Genomic DNA, 18,621 nt, shown 5'->3' with positions numbered 1-18,621 from the left:
CCTCGGCGCACAGTCAGCGCCCCGCTCTTCCGAGAACCACAGTGACGAATCCTTCGATCCAGCGTCGGTGCATCACCCCTTCGGTGCTGTACCCGGGCACGCCGGTGCTGCTGATGACTACGCTCAATCCCGACGGCAGCAGCAACATCAGCCCGCTCTCTTCTTTCTGGGCACTGGGCAACCGGGTGGTGCTGGGGCTCGGCACGCAGGGCCAGGGCTATCGCAACCTGCAGCTGCGCAACGAGTGCGTGCTGAATTTCCCATCCTCTGCGCAGGCGGCCGAGGTCGAGGCCATCGCGCGTTCGACCGGCCGCGATCCGGTACCCGATGCCAAGCAGGCAATGGGCTACGTGCATGTGCGTGACAAGTTCGCGCTGGGCGGCTTCACCGCCGTACCGTCAGCACAGGTGGCACCCGCCACGATTGCCGAGTGCCCGCTGCAGGTGGAAGTCACGGTGATGGCCATGCACGCGCCCAGCGATGACGATGGCCAGCACTTCGTGATCGTCGAAGGGTGCATCCGCTGTGTGCATGCGCATGAGGCGATCACCCATCCAGGCAGCCAACACATCGATGTCGCCCGCTGGAAACCGTTGATCTACCTGTTCCGCCACTATCTGGGCGTGGGTGAACCCGTCGGGCGCAACTTCCGCGCGCAGACGCCGGTACACGAACCGGCGTAGAAGCGGTGATTCAAGGTGCCGGTGATGGTGGGTGGCCGGTCACTGGAATCCAGTACGACACCATGTCCACATAGCGACCGTCGCGCTTCACCGCGCGCGGCTCGACGCCGGATTCGGTGAATCCCAGGGACTTGTACAGTCCTCGCGCGGCAGCATTGTCTGCCAGCACCGCAAGCGTGAGCGACTCGATGCCATCCGTGCGTGCCGCCGCGAATGCCGCAAGGAACAGTTGACGGGCGATGCCGTGACCACGATGGCCTGGACCAACATGGACGCTGTGGATCTCCGCCGTGTGCCGCCGTGCCAGCCGCACCGGACGCACATAGCGCAGGAAGCCCACCAGTGTTGCCTGGTCAAAGGCACCGAAGTAACGGGTATGAGGGTCATCGAGCTGCGCCTGCATCACCCGTGCGGTATCACCGGCGGCCTCGGCGAGCGTGGACAGGAATGCAGCAGGTGATTCACGCAGTGCCTGCAGGCGGGCCGCCCATAGCGTGTCCGCGTCGTCGTGCCCCAGTGGCCGGATGATCATGTCGCGTGCCTGCCACCATTTCCGTGCTGGAGCCAGCGTACCAGCCCCGCCTCAGTGGCGTTCACGCATCCGGCGCAACTCCAGTACGGCAAAGGTGTACCAGCCGAACGCCGGCAGCAGCTCGATGCGCTGGATCAGACCGCGGTACGACGGCGGACTGAACTCGGACATCATCAGCCACAGGTAGGCCATCCCCATCAGCGACGTCGGCGGCGCCACCCAGGCCATGCGCGGGGACGCGTCGGCACCGAGCGCTACCTGGAACAGCAGCGGGGTCAGGATCGAGAAGATGCCGATGGCATGCATGCCGTGCAACGGGCTGCCCGTGGTGAAGGCGCTGTTGCTGAACGTGGCGACGCTGAACAGCACGGAGGTCACTGCGGCGGACGCGAATCGGCGCCCACGGGTCGAGCCTGACTCAACTCCTTCGCACGGCGCGGCTCAAGTACCACAGTTGAGCTACCTGCCAGCGTGCCACAGCGAGGTTGATCGGCCTTATACGATGCGAATCACGCTTTAGAAGCATCGACTTCGAGATGCTACCATCCAAGCGTCACTTCATAGGGATATAAAGCATGGGTGGTTTCAGCATCTGGCATTGGATCATCCTACTGGCGGTCATCCTGATTCCGGTTGGCATCATTGCGGTAGTGCTCAGCATCCTGAGTCGCCGCAAGAAGTGAACCGTCTTTCAAGAGCACAAATAAGAAGGGGCCGCGAATGCGGCCCCTTGTCCTAGAGACGGTGATCTACCACTCCGTCAGCGGATCATATACTCGACGTTGCAAACCTTAGCGACCCCGGCGCCACTACAGGTGATTGCCTTGACACTCCCCGTCGAAGACGGGCCAGATGCCGACATCGTTGCACCGAGCCCCTGGAGATGGGTGACCATCCGTGCAAGATTCTCCCCGCCGTAGTCAGTCCAAGTACCATTGACCTGCTGAATATCGGTCGGAATCAACTGCCCTGCAGCCGTTCGCTCGCTACCGACCTCGGACTGACCATTCTGATGTTCGAGGTTAACGATAACAACAACCGATGAGCCGTCTTTAAAGACGACCTTCATTATGATCCGCGCTTGGTCGCGCAGGCCTGTGTAGTTCGTAACGTGCTGCAGCAAGTCGGCCATGGCCGTGAAAACGTCAGCCCCGACTACTTTCGAAATGACCTCTGTGCTGCCCGTCGCAGTTTCGACCATTGCACGCAGGTTGTAGTCCGACACGTACTCGTAAGCCGTCATGCCACTTGCGCTCGGATTGAGCCCAAGTGTCGCGATGGGCACGATGAACGTGGGACGAAGCGTGCCACCACCGACGACCTGTACGCGATGAGCTCGGTTCACCTCTTCAACGGCACCCGCCGGCGGCGTCTCCCGTACAACCAGAGGTCCTGCGGCCCTTGGCTCAATGCCACCACCGCCGCCGCCGGAGCTTGTACCGACGTAGTACTGCTGAATCTGGTTGGCAGTGACATTAAAAATCAGGTGAGTCCCGGGTCCTTGACGAACGGCCTCAGCGCGATAGTCACCATCAATTCGACAGGTTTCGCATCGTACAGCGGCAGCATTCACGTCTGCGACAAGAACGCCAAACCCAACAAATCCGAGCATCCCAGCAAGAGCGTATTTCAACAGCATTGTCTCTCTCCATGTTAGACCAATCAGCTATCGAGGCTTCTGTCTCTCGAAAGCCCAATCGATACTATCTCAATCGCGTCGGAAGAAAAAAAGGCGGGCGATTCCACCGCGCTCGCGATGGCCACGGCCAATGCCAGGTGCTGAGATCACCTGTGTTGCGGCGCTGCTCGGATCCTTGCCGGCACCCGGGCGGCGTCTTGTCTTGCTAGACGGTCACTTCGATGAGCGGCAGGTTGGGCGCAGCTTCCACCAAGCGCCCAGCCCGAACCCACACGTTGTAAGGGATTGGCAACTGGAGCTGACCAAGCGCCCGCATCTGCACTCCGTCATAAGTGGTCAGCGTGCTGGTTCCGTCACCGTTGTGCGCAGTGACGGTCGCCAGCAATCGGGGGCTGCTGGTCACCAGCTCGCCAAATTGATCCCAGAGGTCAGTCCGCATCGGTGTAGTGCCTCTCCAGAGTAGCGGTCTGTTCAATCACAACGGCCTGCTGATCGATCACAACCTCGATGCGCAAGGACTCGCATTGCCCGTGCCAAGTGCCCTCAGCAGCAACGACCTCCACCAGATCCAAAGGCATGATGGCACCCACCTCCCCCGCCTTAAGCGGCTTCGGGAAGAGGGGAACCGTCAGGTCAACGGCTGCCTGCTCACCGCGATCGCTCAGAACGTTGCGTCCTCGCTCAGCACCCGCCGCAGCGACGCTGATCAGCGGGCTGCTCACTTGCTGAGCGTAAAGCTGCCCTGCCTCACCAGCTTTACGCACCTTGCAGGTGACTCCTTTCCCCGAAATCTCGCCAGTCACCACGACGGCGTCATACAGTGGCGCGCTCCGCATCTGCAAGCTCTCAGTCAGCACGATGTCTTCTTGCACAACATGGGCTGGCTGAGTGTCGCGCCAGAGCCATGGGCTGACTGGGTAGCTCGCGCGGACGTGAAGCGAGAGGTCTTGCGGATGAGATTGAACAACCGCCCCGCTCGCCTCGGCCAGTGCACTGATCGCATCGAGGGGCGTGCTCGCGTCATAGAACCAAGCACCAGCGGGCACCGTCCAATCAACCGTCTCGTACTGGCTGGTGAATCCGGTATCGGCCAGCTCTTCGGCCACCAGCTGGGCCATGCTCCTGTCCTCGTTGGCAACCTTGACCCTTGCCGGCGCGTACGGCGCCGCAAGCAGGGCTGTCCGCGACCTGCCGCTGAGCCGGACTCCCCCATCGCCAAACTCTCGCTGCTTCTGGAAGCTCTCGATGACGCCAGTCCACACATGTCCATTGAGAGATACCTCAAACTGGCGCGGGCCACCCGCCGTTGGCTTCAGCAGCGACAGTTGCGTTGGGTCCCCATCTATGCGCTTCACAGCGATCTTGTCATCAGCCGTGTACGTGGAGTAACCCCAAGGCAGGAGTCGCAGAGGATTCATTGGCAGCGCGCCATGAGCGGCCAGCCAATCCAAGGCACGGGAGAGCGCCCCCACATAGTGTCGGATCGTTGAAGGCGCAAGATTCTGCTCGGGCTTCATGGTGGTCACCCACTCGGTCGCCCAAGTAAAGGTCAGCTGCGGCAAGGTGATGCCGATAGGCAACCGCGAGAGGAAGACGGGCAGCAGCTGCTCGTCATCGACAGAGGTCTGCTGCGCGCTCCGATACTCGGTTACCTGGCTGCGCAGATCCTTCGCCGCCGCCTTGGTGTTGGTCAGCTCCTCCGGCACTACCCCACGGTTGAGCAGCGCCTCAAGGCGACTCACGTACTCGTCCCGTTCCGCCTCCGTGGTAAAGCTCAGGTAGACCGACTGGGGCAACAGCCCCACCCGCCTGATCATGTACTGCCAGAAGTCCCCCGGCGTCGCTTGGTTGCCATCCCTGCTCAAACTCGCGTAAACGCACTCGGCACATGTGAACGCGAGTTTGCCACCCGAAAACGGGTGGCAGACCGATGATTTTGGGGGCGAATCAGGGGATTTTAGCCTTCGGCGCTAGACGCCGGGCAAAGAAAAAGCCCTGACCGGAGTCAGGGCTTTTCAATTGGAGGCCTCAAGCGGAATCGAACCGCTGTAAACGGATTTGCAATCCGGTGCATAGCCACTCTGCCATGAGGCCAACGTACTGCGCGCCAGGAACAGGGCCCTGACAAGACAAAACCCCAAGATGGGGCCTGTCGGAACATGGAGCGGGAAACGAGACTCGAACTCGCGACCTCAACCTTGGCAAGGTTGCGCTCTACCAACTGAGCTATTCCCGCGTAAGCCGACATGGTACCGGAAATCCGGGACACACACCAGCGATTTCACTTTTCTGACTGCGCGTAAAGCCTTGTGGCCCAACGTGCCCCGCCTTGCCGCAGCGGGAGAAAAACAAGGCCCCTACCGGGGCCCTGTAGAATCTGGAGCGGGAAACGAGACTCGAACTCGCGACCTCAACCTTGGCAAGGTTGCGCTCTACCAACTGAGCTATTCCCGCAGATTCTTCGACCTGCGTCGAAGGAGCGCTATTGTGTCCAAATTCCTTCACGCCGTCAACAGTCTTCACATCATGCGGTCATGGGCGTCCGCACTGGGGTACGCTGCCCCGCCCGGCCCCGTTCGCCCATGTTCCTTCGCGGCAAGCCCCTGTTGATCGCCCTGCTGTTGCATCTGCTGGTGGCGCTGCTGTACTCGGCGCTGATTCCGCTGGGAATGAACTGGTATCGCGACCATGTCGGCTTCACCTCCGGTCGCGGCATCAGCCTGGGCATCGCCCAGTTCCATCTTTTCTGGATGTTCCTAGGCGCCCAGCCCATGATCGCGGTGTTGCGACCGCTCTGCGCCAAGCTGCTGGTGCTGGCGATTCCCTTGGCCTTCGCGACCTGGACGCTGATGCACAACCACCCGCTGCGCCTGCTCTACTTCACCGCCGGGCCCAGCCTGCTGGCACTGGCCGCCATCGTGGCAAGCCTGCGCTACTCGTCGCGCGGGACCTCCCGCCCGACCACGGACACCGCCGATGCCTAGATGTTACATCCGCCTGTTCTGGCTGCTGGTCGCACTGACCTGGCTGGCGCTGATCGCTGCACTGGTCAATGCCGGCTTCACTCCGGACTACTGGCTGCTGCACCACCTGGAAGGCGCCGAGCTGCCCTACCCGACCAGCACCGTCATCGTGTTCGCGCTGCTGGGCGCCGTCGAGCTGGTGGTGGCGGCACTGATCGTGCGCCCATGGAAACTGAAGCGGCTGTGGCTGCGCCTGCTGATCGCGTTCGCGTTGCTGGTGGTGTGGTCGGTGCCGTGGATGCTGTCGGCGATGCACCAGCCGCCGGTGCATGGCACGCATCTGCTGTGGTTGCTGCTGCTGGACGTGGGGCTGCTGCTGGCGCTTTGCGCGGTATCGGCGGTGAGTGCAGCGAAGGCAGTGGCCAGGGCGCGGCGTGGAACGCAACCCTAGGCAGGGAGCATGGCCGCTACACGGATCCACCTGCAGGCCGCCACGCACAGAATTTCGTATCAATTGCATGTACGCAACCCCGGTAGCGGCGGGAAGTTTGTCGCCCCTCCTTCGAATGGGCCTGCGTCAATGTCGCCCCGCGCGCTCCTCCCTCGGCCTCCCCGGATGTTCTGCTTGTGCCTGGCCATGCTTTGGCTACTGCTTGTTGCCGGATTCGTGCACGCTGGTTTCCAACCCGATCACTGGCAGATACGCCTGGGAAGAAGCACGACACCAACCTATCCGCTGCAAGCCGTCATTGGATTCTCGATGCTTTGCTTGGGAGAGATCGTCGTCGTTGCGTTGCTGCTCCGGCCCTGGTCTCTCTTTCGCTTGTGGTTGCGGCTGACGATCATGCTGGTACCGCTGCTCGCCTGGACATTGCTATGGAGCGTGTCCGCCATCCATCAACCCCCGGTGCGCGGCCTGCACTCCCAGTGGCTGCAGGCGCTCAGCGCAGGCATGTTGCTGACCCTTGCCATCATCGTCCCCGTTCAGTACTGGCCGCGCCTACGCCGCTGGCCCAACGGCTGATCGAATCTACTTCCGGAACTCCACCCGCACGTGCTGGCCGAAGCGTACCTTGGCCTCACCGTCGAATTCCAGCACGCACTCCACGACCTTGGCCACGCCGCGCCCGGCATCTTCAGGCAGGCGTGCCTGCGCGAACACCGGGCTGATGCGCACCACGCGTGCGGGCGGCAGTGCGCTGGTGCTCTCGGCACCATCGCTGTCCGGCACCACGGTGGCCTTCATGCCCACCTGCACGGCATCGGCATAGGCGGCGCTCAGTTCTGCACGCACCTGCAGCGGGCGCGCCGGCAGCAGCGAAATCGCCGGCTTGCCAGCCTGCACGAACGCACCAAGGCCCGGCACCTGGCCGACCACAGTGCCGGCTTCCGGCGCACTGAGCGACATCTGCTGCAGTTTCAGTTTCGCGTGCTCCAGCTTGTGCTGGGCCATGTCAACCTGCGCACCGGCCACGTCGACATCAGCGCGCACAGCGGCCAGCTGCTGCTTGGCCGCATCGGCCTGCTGGTTGGACGACACACCTTCGCTGGCGCCGGTGGACAGGCGCGTGGCATTGCGCTCCAGTTCGCGCAGCTGCGCCTGGGTGCCCTTCAAGCGGTCATTGGCCAGGGCCAGATCGGCGGCGGCCATCGCCACTTCCTGCTGCAGCAGTGCACCGTCCAGCGACAGCAGCAGCTGCCCCTTCTTCACCGTGGCGCCCTCCTTCACCGGCGCGGCGGTGATCGAGCCATCCACCGGTGGCGCCAGCGCAATCAGGCCACCCTCGACGTCGATGATGCCGCGCGCCACCGCGACCTTGCTTGCGGTGGCAGTGCTGGCTTTGGCTGCAGGTGCCTGGGCAGGCACGCCCCTGGAACAGGCACCCAGCAGCAACGCTGCGGACAGGGCCAGGCTGAGCGGGAGCAGGTACAACATCTTGGTCATGGGGCGGGCTCTACAGTTTCGTTCTGGCGGCGGTCATCACGGACCATGCCGTCTTCCATGGCGATCACCCGATCGGCATGCCGGATCAGGCGCGGATCGTGGCTCACGCACAGCACGGTGGCGCCATGTGCACGTGCGTAGCGGTGCAGGATGTCGATCACGCGCTGGCCGTTCTCGGCGTCCAGCGCGCTGGTCGGTTCGTCGGCGAAGATCAGCGTCGGCGACTTGGCGAATGCGCGGGCAACGGCCACACGCTGCTTCTCACCGCCGGACAACTGCGCCGGGCGCATGTGGCTGCGGTGGCCGAGGCCCACCTCTTCCAGCGCCCTGCGGGCCAGCGGTTCACTTTCGCGATTGCTCATCCCGCGGTAGCCCAGCGGCAACTGCACCTGTTCCAGCGCGGTCAGCGCCGGGAACAGATTGAAGCCCTGGAACACGAAGCCGACATGGTGCAGGCGGAAGCGCTCCACTTCGCTGCGCGTCATGTGGCCCACGTCCTGGCCGAGTGCGTGCACGCGGCCGCCATCGGGCGCAGACAGGCCGGACAGCAACGACAGCAGCGTGCTCTTGCCGCAGCCGGACGGGCCCGATACCAGAGTCAGCTCGCCGGGATAGATGTCCAGCGACAGGCCGCGCAGCACCGGCACCTGCACGTCGCCGGACATGAAGCCCTTTTCCAGTGCGTCGGCCTGCAGGGTCGGGGCGGCGGCGCGTGTAGAAATCATCGGCCGGCCCTCAACGCAGCAGCAACGATGGATCGGAGCGGACGACACTGCGTACCGCCATGATGCTCGACAGCATGGCCATCACCGCCACCAGCGCCACGCAGCCGATGATGACCATCGGCGTCAGCTGCACCGGCACGCGCTGCGTCTGTGCGATCAACAGCACGACGGTGCTGAACGCCGCCGCCAGCAACATGCCCACGCCGCCGATCAGCAATGCCTGCTCGAACACCACCCGCGCCAGTGCATAGCGCCCGGCACCGAGTGCGTTGAGCGTGGCGTATTCGCGTACCGACCCAGCCACCACGGAAGCAAACGACTGGTTGGTGATCACCGCGCCGACGAAGCAGACGATGACCGCCATGAACAGCACCGCGATGCCGGCGCCGGTATCGAACAGCCAGTATTGCTGCGAACGGCTGGCGAACTCCGGTGCGGTCCAGAACTCGACCGGCGTGGCCTGGCCCATCGACGCGGCCAGGCGGTCGCGCACACGGTCGGCCAGGTCCGTCGAGCGCAGGCCCGCCACGAAATAGGTACTGCCCTCGTGCGGATCGGTACCCGCGATGGCGCGCGCGGTATCCAGCGACGCCAGCACGTTGACACCACCAAGGCCACGCAGGCCCGGTTGTGCAGCCACCACGCGCACCGCCTTGCCGTTGATCCACGCACGGTTGTTCTGCAGGTCCACACCCAGCGTGTCCAGGTCGGCGCTGTCGACGATCACCGCACCCGGCTCCCGCAGCTGCGCGCGCAGGTCGGCAGGCAGGATGCGCGCGAACATCATCGCGTCGTCCCGGGTAGAGATGCCGGACAGGTACACCGACACGTTGCCGGTACCCTGCGCGCTGGAACGCCACTCGCCATCGACCCATTCGTAGGGTTCGACGCGGGTGACGTCCGGGTCCATGCGCAGATGGCTTTCCACATCCGCGCTGATGGCATGGCCGTAATTGACGCTCTGGGTGCCAGGGAAACCGGCCCAGATATCGGCGGAGGATGCCTTCACGTAGATCGCTGCGGTACCGAAGATACCCAGCACCAGTGCCGCCTGCACGATCAACAGCACGCCGGCGAAACACATCGCCAGCACCACCGGCAGGAACCGGCGCCACTCGTAGGCCAGGGTCTTGCGGGCCAGCGCGATCATTGCGAGCCGCCCTCAGGCTCGACCGGCAGCGGCGCGCCGCCCAGGGCGCGGTACAGCGAGGCGAATGCGAGCACGCGCGCGCCCTGCGCACCGATCAGATCGGCCTGCGCGGCCAGTGCGGCACGCTGCGTGTCGAGCCCATCGAATTCGCTGGACAGGCCAAGCTGCACCTGCCGCGCCTGGCGCTTGACCTGCTGGCCCGCGGCATCATCGGCCGCACGCAGCGACTGGATGCTGCTTTCCTGCCGCGCCAGGCTGCCCAGCGCGCCTTCCACTTCGCTCACACCTTCGAGCACCGCCTTGCGGTAGCCAAGCAGCGCGGCATCCAGCTGCTTTTCATCGGCGTGGAAGCGCGCGCGACGCTGGCCCCAGTCCCATAGCGGAATATCGACGTACGGGCCGATCGACGGACTGGAATCGGAATTGGAACGGGCGTTCTGGGTGAGGTTGTACGCGTACAGGATGGAGCCGCCGAGGCTGACCCGCGGATACATCGCTGCGCGCGCCGAGCCCTTGCTGGCCGCGGCCTGCATCACCTCCGATTCGGCCAGCAGGATCTGCGGCCGATGGCGCAGCAGATCGGCCGGGACCTGCTGCAGCGAGAATGCGCCCAGCGTCGGCGGCGTGCGATAGGCTCGCCACGCCGGGTCCGGGCCATCACGTCCCAGCAACAGGGCCAACGCACGGGCAGCGTTGTCCGCAGTCTCGCGGGCCTGCGCCGTCGCCGCACGGGTGGCGGCCTGGCGTGCACGCAGACGATCAAGTTCGCCGGGCTCATCCAGGCGCAGGCGCTGGCGGACCAGCGCCAGTTGTTCGCCGCGATCGTCCACGGCCTGTTGGCGCACCAGCAGATCCTGCTGGGCCTGCGCCATGGTCAGATCCAGATAGCTGCGCACCACGTCGGCAATCACCGCCACCTGCGCGGCATTGCGCAGCGCCTCGGCATTCCCGGCCGAGGCCTGCGCGCTGAGCTGCGCGCTCTCGGCAGCGCCGAACAGCCCCAGGTCCCAGATCGCTTCGATACCCGCGTGGAAATAGGTGTCGACCGCGGCGGCGTCCTGCACCTGCTTGGCGCTGGCCGAGATTTCGGGCAGGAAACGCGAGTCCGACGTGCCGGCGACGATCCGCACGGCCTGCAGGCGCAGCGTGGCCTGCTGCAGGTCGAGGTTGCCGGCAATGGCCTGATCGACCAGTCCATCCAGCGCCGGGTCGGCCAGCACTTTCCACCACTGCTTGGCGTCCACGGCCACGCCCTGGCCCTGCGGCACCCGGGTCCAGGTGCTGGGCGTGCGATCAGGCAGGTCCGGCACCGGCACCGGCATGCAACCGGCCAGGGCCAGGCTTGCCAACAACGCAGCGGGGCGGAGCACTGGATGCAGGGAAAGTCCGTGCCCGGCCCTGGGCACTGCCACTGAACTGATACGCCTGACCACCAGCCCGCCAACGTGTAGAAGGAGCATGAAGGCTACCGTGGGATTGTGGAGCAAACATGGAGAACTGGTCGAAAATCAGTCACAACAGGCGTTCGGTTCAGGCAATGCTGCCCCAGTCTTTCACCACGCTTTCAATGCGTTCCCAGCACGGAACACTGGACGCCCTCCACTGCGTATTGCACATTGCGGCGTCGCCCTGCCTCGATGCTGCCTGCCCGTGAATCGTACCCATGCCGGGCTACTGACTGCCTCGATTACGTCACTGATCGCCGGTGCGCTCGTTGTCGCGCTGACCACCCCACTGGCCTCGAACGTCCTGCTGCTCCTGATGGAGCGCAGCAACTTCATTCCTGCCGAATCCTCGATCCTCACCTTCGAGCCGTATGCCATCAATGAAGGCTCGTCGAATTACTGGCTGTACGGGAAGGACCGGACCTACTACTACCATTTCACCTACGAAGACGATGTTCCCTACGTCTACATCCCGCGGGACAGCCGCTGCCCCGGCTTCGACCAGCATGACGCCCGGACCTGGTGCAGCCCCCTGCCCGGCAAGCCGCGCTAGCGCCCCCCCTGCGATGAAACCCGTGTGACAAACGAAAAACGCCCCCTTGCGGGAGCGTTCTTCTTGAATCTGGAGCGGGAAACGAGACTCGAACTCGCGACCTCAACCTTGGCAAGGTTGCGCTCTACCAACTGAGCTATTCCCGCAGATTTCGTTCGACCTGCGTCGAAGGAGCGCTATTGTGTCGATATTGCTGCACGGCGTCAACAGGAATTTTCAGGTGCATCGCGGTGCGACGTTCAGGCCCTGGGCCCTGGCCTCAGGGGCGCAGGCCACGGCGATGGAAGTAGATCTGCTCGGCGATACGCCGCGTGGCGCCCGTGTGCAGCAGTGCATTGAGCGGCCAGTCGGCCTGCAGATGGTCCATCGCCCAGCGCAGCAGGCGCTTGCCGTGGAAGGCCGGGGCGGCCTGCCGCGCCACCCGTTCGGCGTCCGGCCCTTGGCCGCGCAGATGGCGGGCAATCGCCTCTCCGACCGCCCAGCCATGCCGCCACGAGGAATGGATGCCGCCAGCCGACAGCGGCGAGACGATGCCGGCGGCGTCACCGGTCAGGATCAGGCGATGGCCGGTGATCGGCCCATCCGGCCGGCCGCAGGGCACCAGGCCGGCGCGGGTGGCCGAAGGACGCGCTGAAGGCGGAATGCCGACCACATCGCGCACGTGGCCGAGGAAGCCATCAATATCCGGCGGCCGTACCTGTTGCGGATCATGCCGCAGCGCCAAGCCGACCTGCAGGCCGGTTGGATTCTGCACGACCCAGCCGATATAGCCCGGCGCGTAGCGCTTGCTGACGAAGCAATGCAACGCATCGCCCTGCGGCAATTGACGGCCGGCAAACTCACGCTCGACGCCGAAGAGGTTGTCGCGCACCTGCCCGAGTCCGGTGCGCTGGGCCACGCGCGAACGTGCGCCATCGGCGCCGACCAGATAGGCGCATCGCCCTGCCCCATCCACCTGCCAGCCGTCACCACTGCGATGGGCATCAGTGAAAGACTGCTGCAGGCGAAGGTCGACACCGTTCGCGCGCAGTTCGCTGGCCAACCAGCGCATCAGGTTCGGCGTATCGGTGGTGAGGAAGTAGTAGCCCGGCGCGGCCAGCAACACGCTGCGCAGGTTCGGCGCATACAGGCGCACATTCGCGACGCGTTGCACGAGGTGTTCGGGCATGCGCCCCAACCAGGCCTGCTCCATCGCCTCCTTCACCACGATGCCGGTAGTGTGCAGGCGCTCGCCGGGGTCGGCCTTGCGTTCAAGTACGCAGACCCGCAGGCCGTACTGGGCGGCGGCCAACGCGCAGGCGGCACCGGCGAAACTGGCGCCGACGATGACCACGTCGTGGTCATAGGCAGAGGATTGATGAGGCATCGCGGGATCACCGGGCTGTAACGGAGACGCAGCTTCGCGAGCGCGCGTGGTGAGGCGATGGAGTGGCGGTGAAGCCGGGATGAAGTGCGCTGGACGCAAACGAAAAACGCCCCCTTGCGGGAGCGCTGTTCTTGAATCTGGAGCGGGAAACGAGACTCGAACTCGCGACCTCAACCTTGGCAAGGTTGCGCTCTACCAACTGAGCTATTCCCGCTTGGGAGGCGAAATTCTACCTATTCCAAGGATAGCGTCAAGCGCTTTTTTCGGGGCCTGTGAGGCGCCCGGCGCCGCGTATCCACGCATGGCGTGGATCTACTACAGCACCCGTGCAAACCGCTGGATCCGCATCATCCGTGGATGCAACATTTCCAGTAGATCCACGCCATGCGTGGATGGGTGCACCAATGGGCTCAGTTGCCCAGCTTCTTCTGCCGCGCACGCTCGCGTGCCGCGCGCTCGTCATCACGCAGGCTCGGCCAGGCGGCGTGCAGGTACTGCAGGCCGGACCACAGGGTCAGCACGGCGGCAATCGCCAGGGTCCAGTCGCCGATGTGGAACACCGGCCAGCCCATCCAGATGTCTTCCACCGGGACGTTCGGGGCCACCGAATACAGCAGGCACAGCAGCGCGACCATCTGCGCGGTGGTCTTGACCTTGCCGATCATCGCCACGCGCACCTTGGCGCGCTGGCCCAGCTCGGCCATCCATTCGCGCAGCGCCGATACCGCGATCTCGCGGCCGACGATGACCGCCGCCCAGAACGCCATCCACGGCGTCGGGTGACCCTGCACGATCAGGAACAGCGCCACCGCCACCATCAGCTTGTCCGCGACCGGGTCGAGGAAGGCACCGAAGGCCGACTCCAGCTGGTACCGGCGGGCGATCCAGCCGTCGAGCCAGTCGGTGATCGCGGCCAGGCCGAAGATCGCCGCCGAAGCGAAGTTGGTCCAGGTGTAGGGCAGGTAGAACACCAGCACCAGCACCGGGATCATCACGATCCGCAACAACGTCAGCCAGGTGGGCAGGGTCAACTTCATGCTTGCGTGCTTCTCTCTCTACTCGGCCGCATCAGGCGTGGCCAACCCGTGCAGGTTAGCGTAGATACGTGCCGCGAGGGCGTCATTGATGCCTTCCACCTTGGCGATTTCCGCTTCACCGGCCGCTTTCAGGCCGACCAGGCCGCCGAAATGCTTGAGCAGGCTGGCGCGGCGACGCGGCCCAATTCCTGGAATGTCCTCCAGCTTGCTGGTCATCCGCGCCTTCTGGCGGCGGCCGCGGTGGCCGGTGATGGCGAAGCGGTGCGCCTCGTCGCGCACCTGCTGGATGAACTGCAGCGCCGGATTGGCCGCGCCCGGGCGCAGCTCGCGGCCATCGGGCATCACCAGCGCCTCATGGCCGGCGCGGCGCTCCACGCCCTTGGCCACGCCCACCAGCAGCACGCCTTCCACGCCCAGGTCGGACAGCGCGGCCTGCGCCTGCGCCAGCTGGCCCGCGCCGCCATCGATCAGCAGCACGTCCGGCAGCACGCCCTGCTCTTCCACCGCGCGGCGGAAACGGCGGTCGATGGCCTGGCGCATGGCGGCGTAGTCGTCGCCCGGCTCGATGCCGCTGATGTTGAAGCGGCGGTACTGCGCGCGCACCGGGCCCGCGGCGTCGAACACCACGCACGAGGCCACGGTGGCCTCGCCCAGCGTATGGCTGATGTCGAAGCACTCGACCCGCTTGACCGGCTCGGCCAGGCCCAGCATGTCGCGAAGCGCATCGCTGCGCGCGTGCTGCGCATTGCGGCTGTTGAGTTCGGTGGCCAGGGTCAGCTGCGCGTTGCGGCTGGCCAGCTCCACATAGCCAGCGCGCTCGCCGCGCACATTCCACTTCAGCTGCACCTTGCGCTCGGCCGAGGCCGACAGCGCGGCGACCAGCAGATCGGCATCGGGAATCTCGCGATCCAACAGGATCTCGCGCGGCGGCTCGAATTCGACGTAGTACTGGGAGACGAAGGCGGCCAGCACTTCTTCCGGGCTCTCCTCGCCATTGGTGCGGGGGAAGAACGGGCGGGTGCCGAGGTTGCGGCCATCGCGGAACGCCAGCAGCAGCACGCAGGCCTGCGAGCCCTGCATGGCCACCGCCAGCACGTCCAGGTCGGCGGCGCGGCCGTCCACGTACTGGCGGGTCTGCATGCTGCGCAACGAGGAGATCAGATCCCGCAGGCGCGCAGCCTGCTCGAACTCCAGCGCCTCGCTGGCGGCCTGCATCTGCTCGCCCAGCTCACGTGTCAGCTCGTCGCTCTTGCCTTCAAGGAACAGTGCGGCGCGGCGCACCGATTCGGCATAGTCCGGCGCCGGCACCAGCTCCACGCAGGGTGCGCTGCAACGGCCGATCTGGTACTGCAGGCACGGCCGCGAACGGTTGCGGAACACGCTGTCCTCGCAGCTGCGCAGCTTGAACAGCTTGTGCATCAGGTTCAGCGTTTCGCGCACGGCGGTAACGCCGGGGTACGGCCCGAAGTAGCGGCCAGGAATGGCGCGCGGGCCGCGATGCAGCGCGATGCGCGGCCAGTCCTCGCGGGTCAGCAGCACATGCGGGTAGGTCTTGTCATCGCGCAACGAGACGTTGTATCGGGGCGACAACGATTTGATCAGCTGGTTTTCCAGCAGCAACGCCTCGGCTTCCGAGCGCGTCACGGTCACATCCATGCGCGTGATCTGCGAGATCATCGACATGATCCGCGCATTCTTCGGGCTGCCGTTGAAGTAGCTTCCGACACGGTTGCGCAGCGCGCGCGCCTTGCCCACGTACAACAGGGTGTCGTCGGCCGCATACATGCGATACACACCGGGGGCGGTGCTGAGCTGTGCCGCGAAGGCCTTGCCGTCGAAGGCCGGGGCTGGAACGTCGGTCATTCGCTGATCGGGACTTCGCTGAGCACGCCGCTGTCGGGGTCGAATCGCAGCACGGCATGGGCGTCGGTCTCGGCAATCCACACCGCACCGGCGCCCACCGCCAGGCCGGCCGGGCCATGCAGGCGGCGCGGCAACGACTGGGTGGTCAATTCACCGCCGCCCAGACGCAGCGTGCGCAGGCGACCGTTGCCGGTATCGGCAATCCACAACAGCGGAGCGTCCGCGCTCAATGCGATTGCCTGCGGGAACTGCAGGCTGGCCTGCGCGCGCGGGCCGTCTTCACTGCCGAAGCGCCAGGGCCCCTGCCCGACCAGCGTCTGTACCAGGTCACCGCGCAGTTGCAGCGCGCGGATCGAGGACCCCAACGCATCGGCGACGTACAGCACCTGCTGCACCACGGCCAGCGCGGTCGGCTGCGCAAAGGCGGCCAGATGGCCACTGCCATCCCGCTCGTCGATGGAGCCGCTGCCGGCGCGCCATTGCAGGCTGCGCTGGCCCAGGTGGTAACTCCAGATGCGGTTGTCGCCGGCCATCGCGATGTGCAGCTGGTTGTCAGCGATGGCCAGTCCGACCGGATGGTCCAGCGAGACCTGCCGCGCCTGCGCCACCGGACCTTCCACCGGCGCACCGGGGCGCCCGTTGCCACACAGCGTGTCGACGATGCCGGTCAACAGGTTGATACGGCGCACGGCGTGGTTGCCGGTGTCGGCGACGTACAGCGAATCGCGTTCCAGCACCAGCGCCTGCGGGCGGTGGAACGCCGCTTCGGCCAGGTTGCCGTCCATGAAATCAGCAGTGCCGAGGCCGAACTGGCGCAGGATGCGGCCACCATGGCTGCATTCGAGGATGCGGTGATGGCCACTGTCGGCGATGTAAAGGCGCTCGGTACTGACCGCCAGCCCCAGCGGGAAGCGCAGGGCCTGTCGGGGCTCCGGATGCAGTTCGCTGCCGCCGCGCGGCGGCGCCGAAGGGCCCCCTTGGCACAGCGCATTCAAGGCGCGCTCCAGTTCACCGGGTGCGCCCTGCCCGACCAGCCGCTGCTGTTCGCGGCCCTGCGCATCCAGCAGCACCATGGTCGGCCAGGCGGTAACGCCGAAGCGGCGCCAGCCATCCCAGTCGGCATCGAGCAGCACGGGCATGGCCAGGCCCTGGCGGCGCAACAGCTTCAGTGCGGCACCGGCGTCGCGCTCGAAATCGAAGCGCGGCACCTGCAGCACCAGCGGCTGCAGCTTGCCAGGGTGGCGCGACAGCCACTGGCCGAACTCGGCCAGGCGTTGCGCACTCCAGGCGGAGGCCGCATTGACGAACAGCAGCGCGACCGGCCGGCCGCGCAGTTCGGTCAGGGTACAGGGGGTGGCATTGAGCCAGGTGGCGAACTCGGGCAGGTCCGGGACGGGCTGGACGTTCATGACCCGATTATGCCGGAGTCGGCGTCATGCAACAGTCGTGCCACCGCACGTTTTGCAGCATCGTCGACCAGCGACCAGACCTGTTCGAAATGATCGCTGCCGCCGGTGTAGGGATCAGGGATCGCTACCCGCCCCTGCCCGCCCGACCAGGGCAGGTACAACGCCAGCCGTTCACGCTGGGCCGCCGACGCCAGGCGACCGGCATCACGCAGGTTGGCCTCGTCGGCGCACAGGATCCAGTCGAAACGGTCGAAATCCACGGCCTGCAGCTGGCGTGCGCGCAGGCCGCCGATGTCCACGCCGTGTCCGGCCGCGCAGGCGACCGCGCGGCGGTCCGGCGGCTCGCCCACGTGCCAGTCGCCGGTGCCAGCCGAATCAACCTGCACCTGCCCGGCCAGCGGCGAGGCATCCAGGCGTGCGCGCAGCGCTCCTTCGGCCATCGGCGAACGGCAGATGTTGCCGAGGCAGACGACCAGCAGCCTCATCGCGCCGCCATCGCCTGCAGCAGCCCCTCGGCGCGCTCCAGGTCCTCGGGCGTGTCGATGCCCGGCGGGAACGGCTCGGGCGAGATCGCTACGCTGATCGGGTAGCCCGCTTCCAGCACACGCAGCTGCTCCAGCGATTCGACCTGCTCCAGCTGGCCCGGCGGCATCGCCGCGAACTGCTGCAGGAAGCCGGCACGATAGCCGTAGATGCCGATGTGGCGCAGCCAGGCATGGCCTTCAGGCAGCGCGTCTCGGCTGCGTGCGAAACCGTCGCGGTGCCAGGCGATCGGCGCGCGGCTGAAGTACATCGCCTCGTTGCGCACGTTGCGCACCAATTTCACCACGTTCGGGTCGAACAGGGTATGCGCGTCCTCGACGGTCGTGGCGAGGGTCGACATCGGCGCATTGCCACCGACCAGTGCGTCGGCCACCGCGCGGATGCCGGCCGCCGGCGCGAACGGTTCGTCGCCCTGCAGGTTGACCACCACCGTGTCATCGGCCCAGCCGGCGGTGCGCGCGCACTCGGCCAGCCGATCAGTGCCGGAGGCGTGCGTGGTCGCTGTCATTGCCACCTTCACCTCGGCCAGCCCGGACAGCGCATCGGCAATGCGCTGATCGTCGGTTGCCACCCAGACCTCGCGGGCACCGGCCTGCAGCGCGCGGCGCGCCACATGCAGCACCAGCGGCTCGCCGCCCAGCGGGCGCAATGGCTTGCCCGGCAACCGCGAGGCGGCATAGCGGGCCGGGATGGCGACGACGAATTCAGTCATGCGGGCGGTACTCGGCAGGCTCGTTACAACGGGAATGCGGCCAGCGGCGCGTGAAT

General features: G+C 65.7%; 19 protein-coding genes and 5 tRNA genes. 5 read left to right on the top strand and 19 right to left on the bottom strand.

Annotated features, from left to right (window positions below; genetic code table 11):
- Positions 1-41: 41 nt before the first annotated feature.
- Positions 42-683 carry a flavin reductase family protein gene (locus ACYKG1_RS07695; protein ID WP_478472290.1) on the top strand — a complete coding sequence of 214 codons (642 nt, stop codon included), beginning with the start codon at positions 42-44 and terminating at the stop codon, positions 681-683.
- A 10-nt stretch (positions 684-693) separates the two neighbouring features.
- Here the strand turns inward: ACYKG1_RS07695 and ACYKG1_RS07690 are convergent, their stop codons facing one another.
- From ACYKG1_RS07690 to ACYKG1_RS07660, 7 genes are all read right to left on the bottom strand, one after another.
- A complete protein-coding gene (locus ACYKG1_RS07690) occupies positions 694-1,215 on the bottom strand; it encodes an N-acetyltransferase family protein (RefSeq protein ID WP_478472289.1) in 522 nt (173 codons plus the stop codon).
- A gap of 51 nt (positions 1,216-1,266) precedes the next feature.
- Entirely contained in the window at positions 1,267-1,584 is a 318-nt protein-coding gene (locus tag ACYKG1_RS07685) for a hypothetical protein (protein WP_478472288.1), read from the bottom strand.
- A 391-nt stretch (positions 1,585-1,975) separates the two neighbouring features.
- On the bottom strand, positions 1,976-2,854 hold the full coding sequence (locus ACYKG1_RS07680; RefSeq protein ID WP_478472287.1) for a hypothetical protein: 879 nt from the start codon (positions 2,852-2,854) through the stop codon (positions 1,976-1,978).
- Positions 2,855-3,282: 428 nt separating this feature from the next.
- Entirely contained in the window at positions 3,283-4,659 is a 1,377-nt protein-coding gene (locus ACYKG1_RS07675) for a hypothetical protein (RefSeq protein ID WP_478472286.1), read from the bottom strand.
- A gap of 215 nt (positions 4,660-4,874) precedes the next feature.
- Positions 4,875-4,948, bottom strand: a tRNA-Cys gene (locus tag ACYKG1_RS07670).
- Between the two features lie 66 nt (positions 4,949-5,014).
- Positions 5,015-5,090, bottom strand: a tRNA-Gly gene (locus ACYKG1_RS07665).
- A gap of 142 nt (positions 5,091-5,232) precedes the next feature.
- A tRNA-Gly gene (locus tag ACYKG1_RS07660) sits at positions 5,233-5,308 on the bottom strand.
- A 128-nt stretch (positions 5,309-5,436) separates the two neighbouring features.
- Between ACYKG1_RS07660 and ACYKG1_RS07655 the strand changes: the two genes are divergently transcribed.
- The 3 genes from ACYKG1_RS07655 to ACYKG1_RS07645 all read left to right on the top strand — a co-directional run bounded on the left by ACYKG1_RS07655 (position 5,437) and on the right by ACYKG1_RS07645 (position 6,841).
- The gene (locus ACYKG1_RS07655; RefSeq protein ID WP_478472284.1) at positions 5,437-5,838 is read left to right on the top strand and encodes a hypothetical protein; all 402 of its coding nucleotides are present in this window, start codon (positions 5,437-5,439) and stop codon (positions 5,836-5,838) included.
- On the top strand, positions 5,831-6,268 hold the full coding sequence (locus ACYKG1_RS07650) for a hypothetical protein (RefSeq protein ID WP_478472282.1): 438 nt from the start codon (positions 5,831-5,833) through the stop codon (positions 6,266-6,268). Before ACYKG1_RS07655 ends, ACYKG1_RS07650 begins: the two co-directional genes overlap by 8 nt.
- 186 nt (positions 6,269-6,454) lie before the next feature.
- Positions 6,455-6,841, top strand: a complete 387-nt coding sequence (locus ACYKG1_RS07645; RefSeq protein WP_157804595.1) for a hypothetical protein — start codon at positions 6,455-6,457, stop codon at positions 6,839-6,841.
- 6 nt (positions 6,842-6,847) lie between these two features.
- Here ACYKG1_RS07645 and ACYKG1_RS07640 read toward each other — a convergent pair whose 3' ends face one another.
- From ACYKG1_RS07640 to ACYKG1_RS07625, 4 genes are read right to left on the bottom strand one after another with little or no spacing between them, the layout of a single operon-like run.
- Positions 6,848-7,762, bottom strand: a complete 915-nt coding sequence (locus tag ACYKG1_RS07640) for an HlyD family secretion protein (protein WP_478472281.1) — start codon at positions 7,760-7,762, stop codon at positions 6,848-6,850.
- Positions 7,759-8,487, bottom strand: a complete 729-nt coding sequence (locus ACYKG1_RS07635; protein ID WP_100471865.1) for an ABC transporter ATP-binding protein — start codon at positions 8,485-8,487, stop codon at positions 7,759-7,761. The genes ACYKG1_RS07640 and ACYKG1_RS07635 overlap by 4 nt, the downstream gene beginning before the upstream one ends.
- 10 nt (positions 8,488-8,497) lie before the next feature.
- Positions 8,498-9,637 carry an ABC transporter permease gene (locus ACYKG1_RS07630; protein WP_100471864.1) on the bottom strand — a complete coding sequence of 380 codons (1,140 nt, stop codon included), beginning with the start codon at positions 9,635-9,637 and terminating at the stop codon, positions 8,498-8,500.
- Entirely contained in the window at positions 9,634-11,097 is a 1,464-nt protein-coding gene (locus ACYKG1_RS07625; protein ID WP_478472279.1) for a TolC family protein, read from the bottom strand. Before ACYKG1_RS07625 ends, ACYKG1_RS07630 begins: the two co-directional genes overlap by 4 nt.
- A 190-nt stretch (positions 11,098-11,287) precedes the next feature.
- Between ACYKG1_RS07625 and ACYKG1_RS07620 the strand changes: the two genes are divergently transcribed.
- On the top strand, positions 11,288-11,635 hold the full coding sequence (locus ACYKG1_RS07620) for a hypothetical protein (RefSeq protein WP_478472277.1): 348 nt from the start codon (positions 11,288-11,290) through the stop codon (positions 11,633-11,635).
- 70 nt (positions 11,636-11,705) lie between these two features.
- Here the strand turns inward: ACYKG1_RS07620 and ACYKG1_RS07615 are convergent.
- From ACYKG1_RS07615 to kdsB, 8 genes are all read right to left on the bottom strand, one after another.
- Positions 11,706-11,781, bottom strand: a tRNA-Gly gene (locus tag ACYKG1_RS07615).
- Between the two features lie 113 nt (positions 11,782-11,894).
- Positions 11,895-13,001, bottom strand: coding sequence for an NAD(P)/FAD-dependent oxidoreductase (locus ACYKG1_RS07610; protein WP_100471862.1), 1,107 nt, complete (start codon positions 12,999-13,001; stop codon positions 11,895-11,897).
- A 138-nt stretch (positions 13,002-13,139) separates the two neighbouring features.
- Positions 13,140-13,215 (bottom strand) — tRNA-Gly (locus ACYKG1_RS07605).
- Positions 13,216-13,411: 196 nt separating this feature from the next.
- Entirely contained in the window at positions 13,412-14,038 is a 627-nt protein-coding gene (gene pgsA, locus ACYKG1_RS07600) for a CDP-diacylglycerol--glycerol-3-phosphate 3-phosphatidyltransferase (RefSeq protein WP_012510614.1), read from the bottom strand.
- A gap of 18 nt (positions 14,039-14,056) precedes the next feature.
- Entirely contained in the window at positions 14,057-15,901 is a 1,845-nt protein-coding gene (gene uvrC, locus ACYKG1_RS07595; RefSeq protein WP_100471861.1) for an excinuclease ABC subunit UvrC, read from the bottom strand.
- The gene (locus ACYKG1_RS07590; RefSeq protein ID WP_100471860.1) at positions 15,898-17,310 is read right to left on the bottom strand and encodes a hypothetical protein; all 1,413 of its coding nucleotides are present in this window, start codon (positions 17,308-17,310) and stop codon (positions 15,898-15,900) included. Before ACYKG1_RS07590 ends, uvrC begins: the two co-directional genes overlap by 4 nt.
- Positions 17,307-17,795 (bottom strand): low molecular weight protein-tyrosine-phosphatase, encoded by a 489-nt coding sequence (locus tag ACYKG1_RS07585; protein WP_262084449.1) that lies wholly within the window; start codon positions 17,793-17,795, stop codon positions 17,307-17,309. The genes ACYKG1_RS07590 and ACYKG1_RS07585 overlap by 4 nt, the downstream gene beginning before the upstream one ends.
- Positions 17,792-18,565 carry a 3-deoxy-manno-octulosonate cytidylyltransferase gene (gene kdsB, locus ACYKG1_RS07580; protein ID WP_100471858.1) on the bottom strand — a complete coding sequence of 258 codons (774 nt, stop codon included), beginning with the start codon at positions 18,563-18,565 and terminating at the stop codon, positions 17,792-17,794. The genes ACYKG1_RS07585 and kdsB overlap by 4 nt, the downstream gene beginning before the upstream one ends.
- Between the last annotated feature and the right edge of the window lie 56 nt (positions 18,566-18,621).

It is taken from the genome of Stenotrophomonas sp. 85239_Sma, from assembly GCF_056481725.1.
This window is presented reverse-complemented; position numbering and strand designations above follow the sequence as displayed.

Excerpts from the sequence above, each read along its gene's own strand:
- ACYKG1_RS07690 (WP_478472289.1), bottom strand. The coding sequence starts at position 1,215 with ATGATCATCCGGCCACTGGGGCACGACGACGCGGACACGCTATGGGCG.
- ACYKG1_RS07680 (WP_478472287.1), bottom strand. The coding sequence starts at position 2,854 with ATGCTGTTGAAATACGCTCTTGCTGGGATGCTCGGATTTGTTGGGTTT.
- ACYKG1_RS07655 (WP_478472284.1), top strand. The coding sequence starts at position 5,437 with ATGTTCCTTCGCGGCAAGCCCCTGTTGATCGCCCTGCTGTTGCATCTG.
- ACYKG1_RS07650 (WP_478472282.1), top strand. The coding sequence starts at position 5,831 with ATGCCTAGATGTTACATCCGCCTGTTCTGGCTGCTGGTCGCACTGACC.
- ACYKG1_RS07645 (WP_157804595.1), top strand. The coding sequence starts at position 6,455 with ATGCTTTGGCTACTGCTTGTTGCCGGATTCGTGCACGCTGGTTTCCAA.
- ACYKG1_RS07640 (WP_478472281.1), bottom strand. The coding sequence starts at position 7,762 with ATGACCAAGATGTTGTACCTGCTCCCGCTCAGCCTGGCCCTGTCCGCA.
- ACYKG1_RS07635 (WP_100471865.1), bottom strand. The coding sequence starts at position 8,487 with ATGATTTCTACACGCGCCGCCGCCCCGACCCTGCAGGCCGACGCACTG.
- ACYKG1_RS07630 (WP_100471864.1), bottom strand. The coding sequence starts at position 9,637 with ATGATCGCGCTGGCCCGCAAGACCCTGGCCTACGAGTGGCGCCGGTTC.
- ACYKG1_RS07625 (WP_478472279.1), bottom strand. The coding sequence starts at position 11,097 with ATGCTCCTTCTACACGTTGGCGGGCTGGTGGTCAGGCGTATCAGTTCA.
- ACYKG1_RS07610 (WP_100471862.1), bottom strand. The coding sequence starts at position 13,001 with ATGCCTCATCAATCCTCTGCCTATGACCACGACGTGGTCATCGTCGGC.
- pgsA (WP_012510614.1), bottom strand. The coding sequence starts at position 14,038 with ATGAAGTTGACCCTGCCCACCTGGCTGACGTTGTTGCGGATCGTGATG.
- uvrC (WP_100471861.1), bottom strand. The coding sequence starts at position 15,901 with ATGACCGACGTTCCAGCCCCGGCCTTCGACGGCAAGGCCTTCGCGGCA.
- ACYKG1_RS07590 (WP_100471860.1), bottom strand. The coding sequence starts at position 17,310 with ATGAACGTCCAGCCCGTCCCGGACCTGCCCGAGTTCGCCACCTGGCTC.
- ACYKG1_RS07585 (WP_262084449.1), bottom strand. The coding sequence starts at position 17,795 with ATGAGGCTGCTGGTCGTCTGCCTCGGCAACATCTGCCGTTCGCCGATG.
- kdsB (WP_100471858.1), bottom strand. The coding sequence starts at position 18,565 with ATGACTGAATTCGTCGTCGCCATCCCGGCCCGCTATGCCGCCTCGCGG.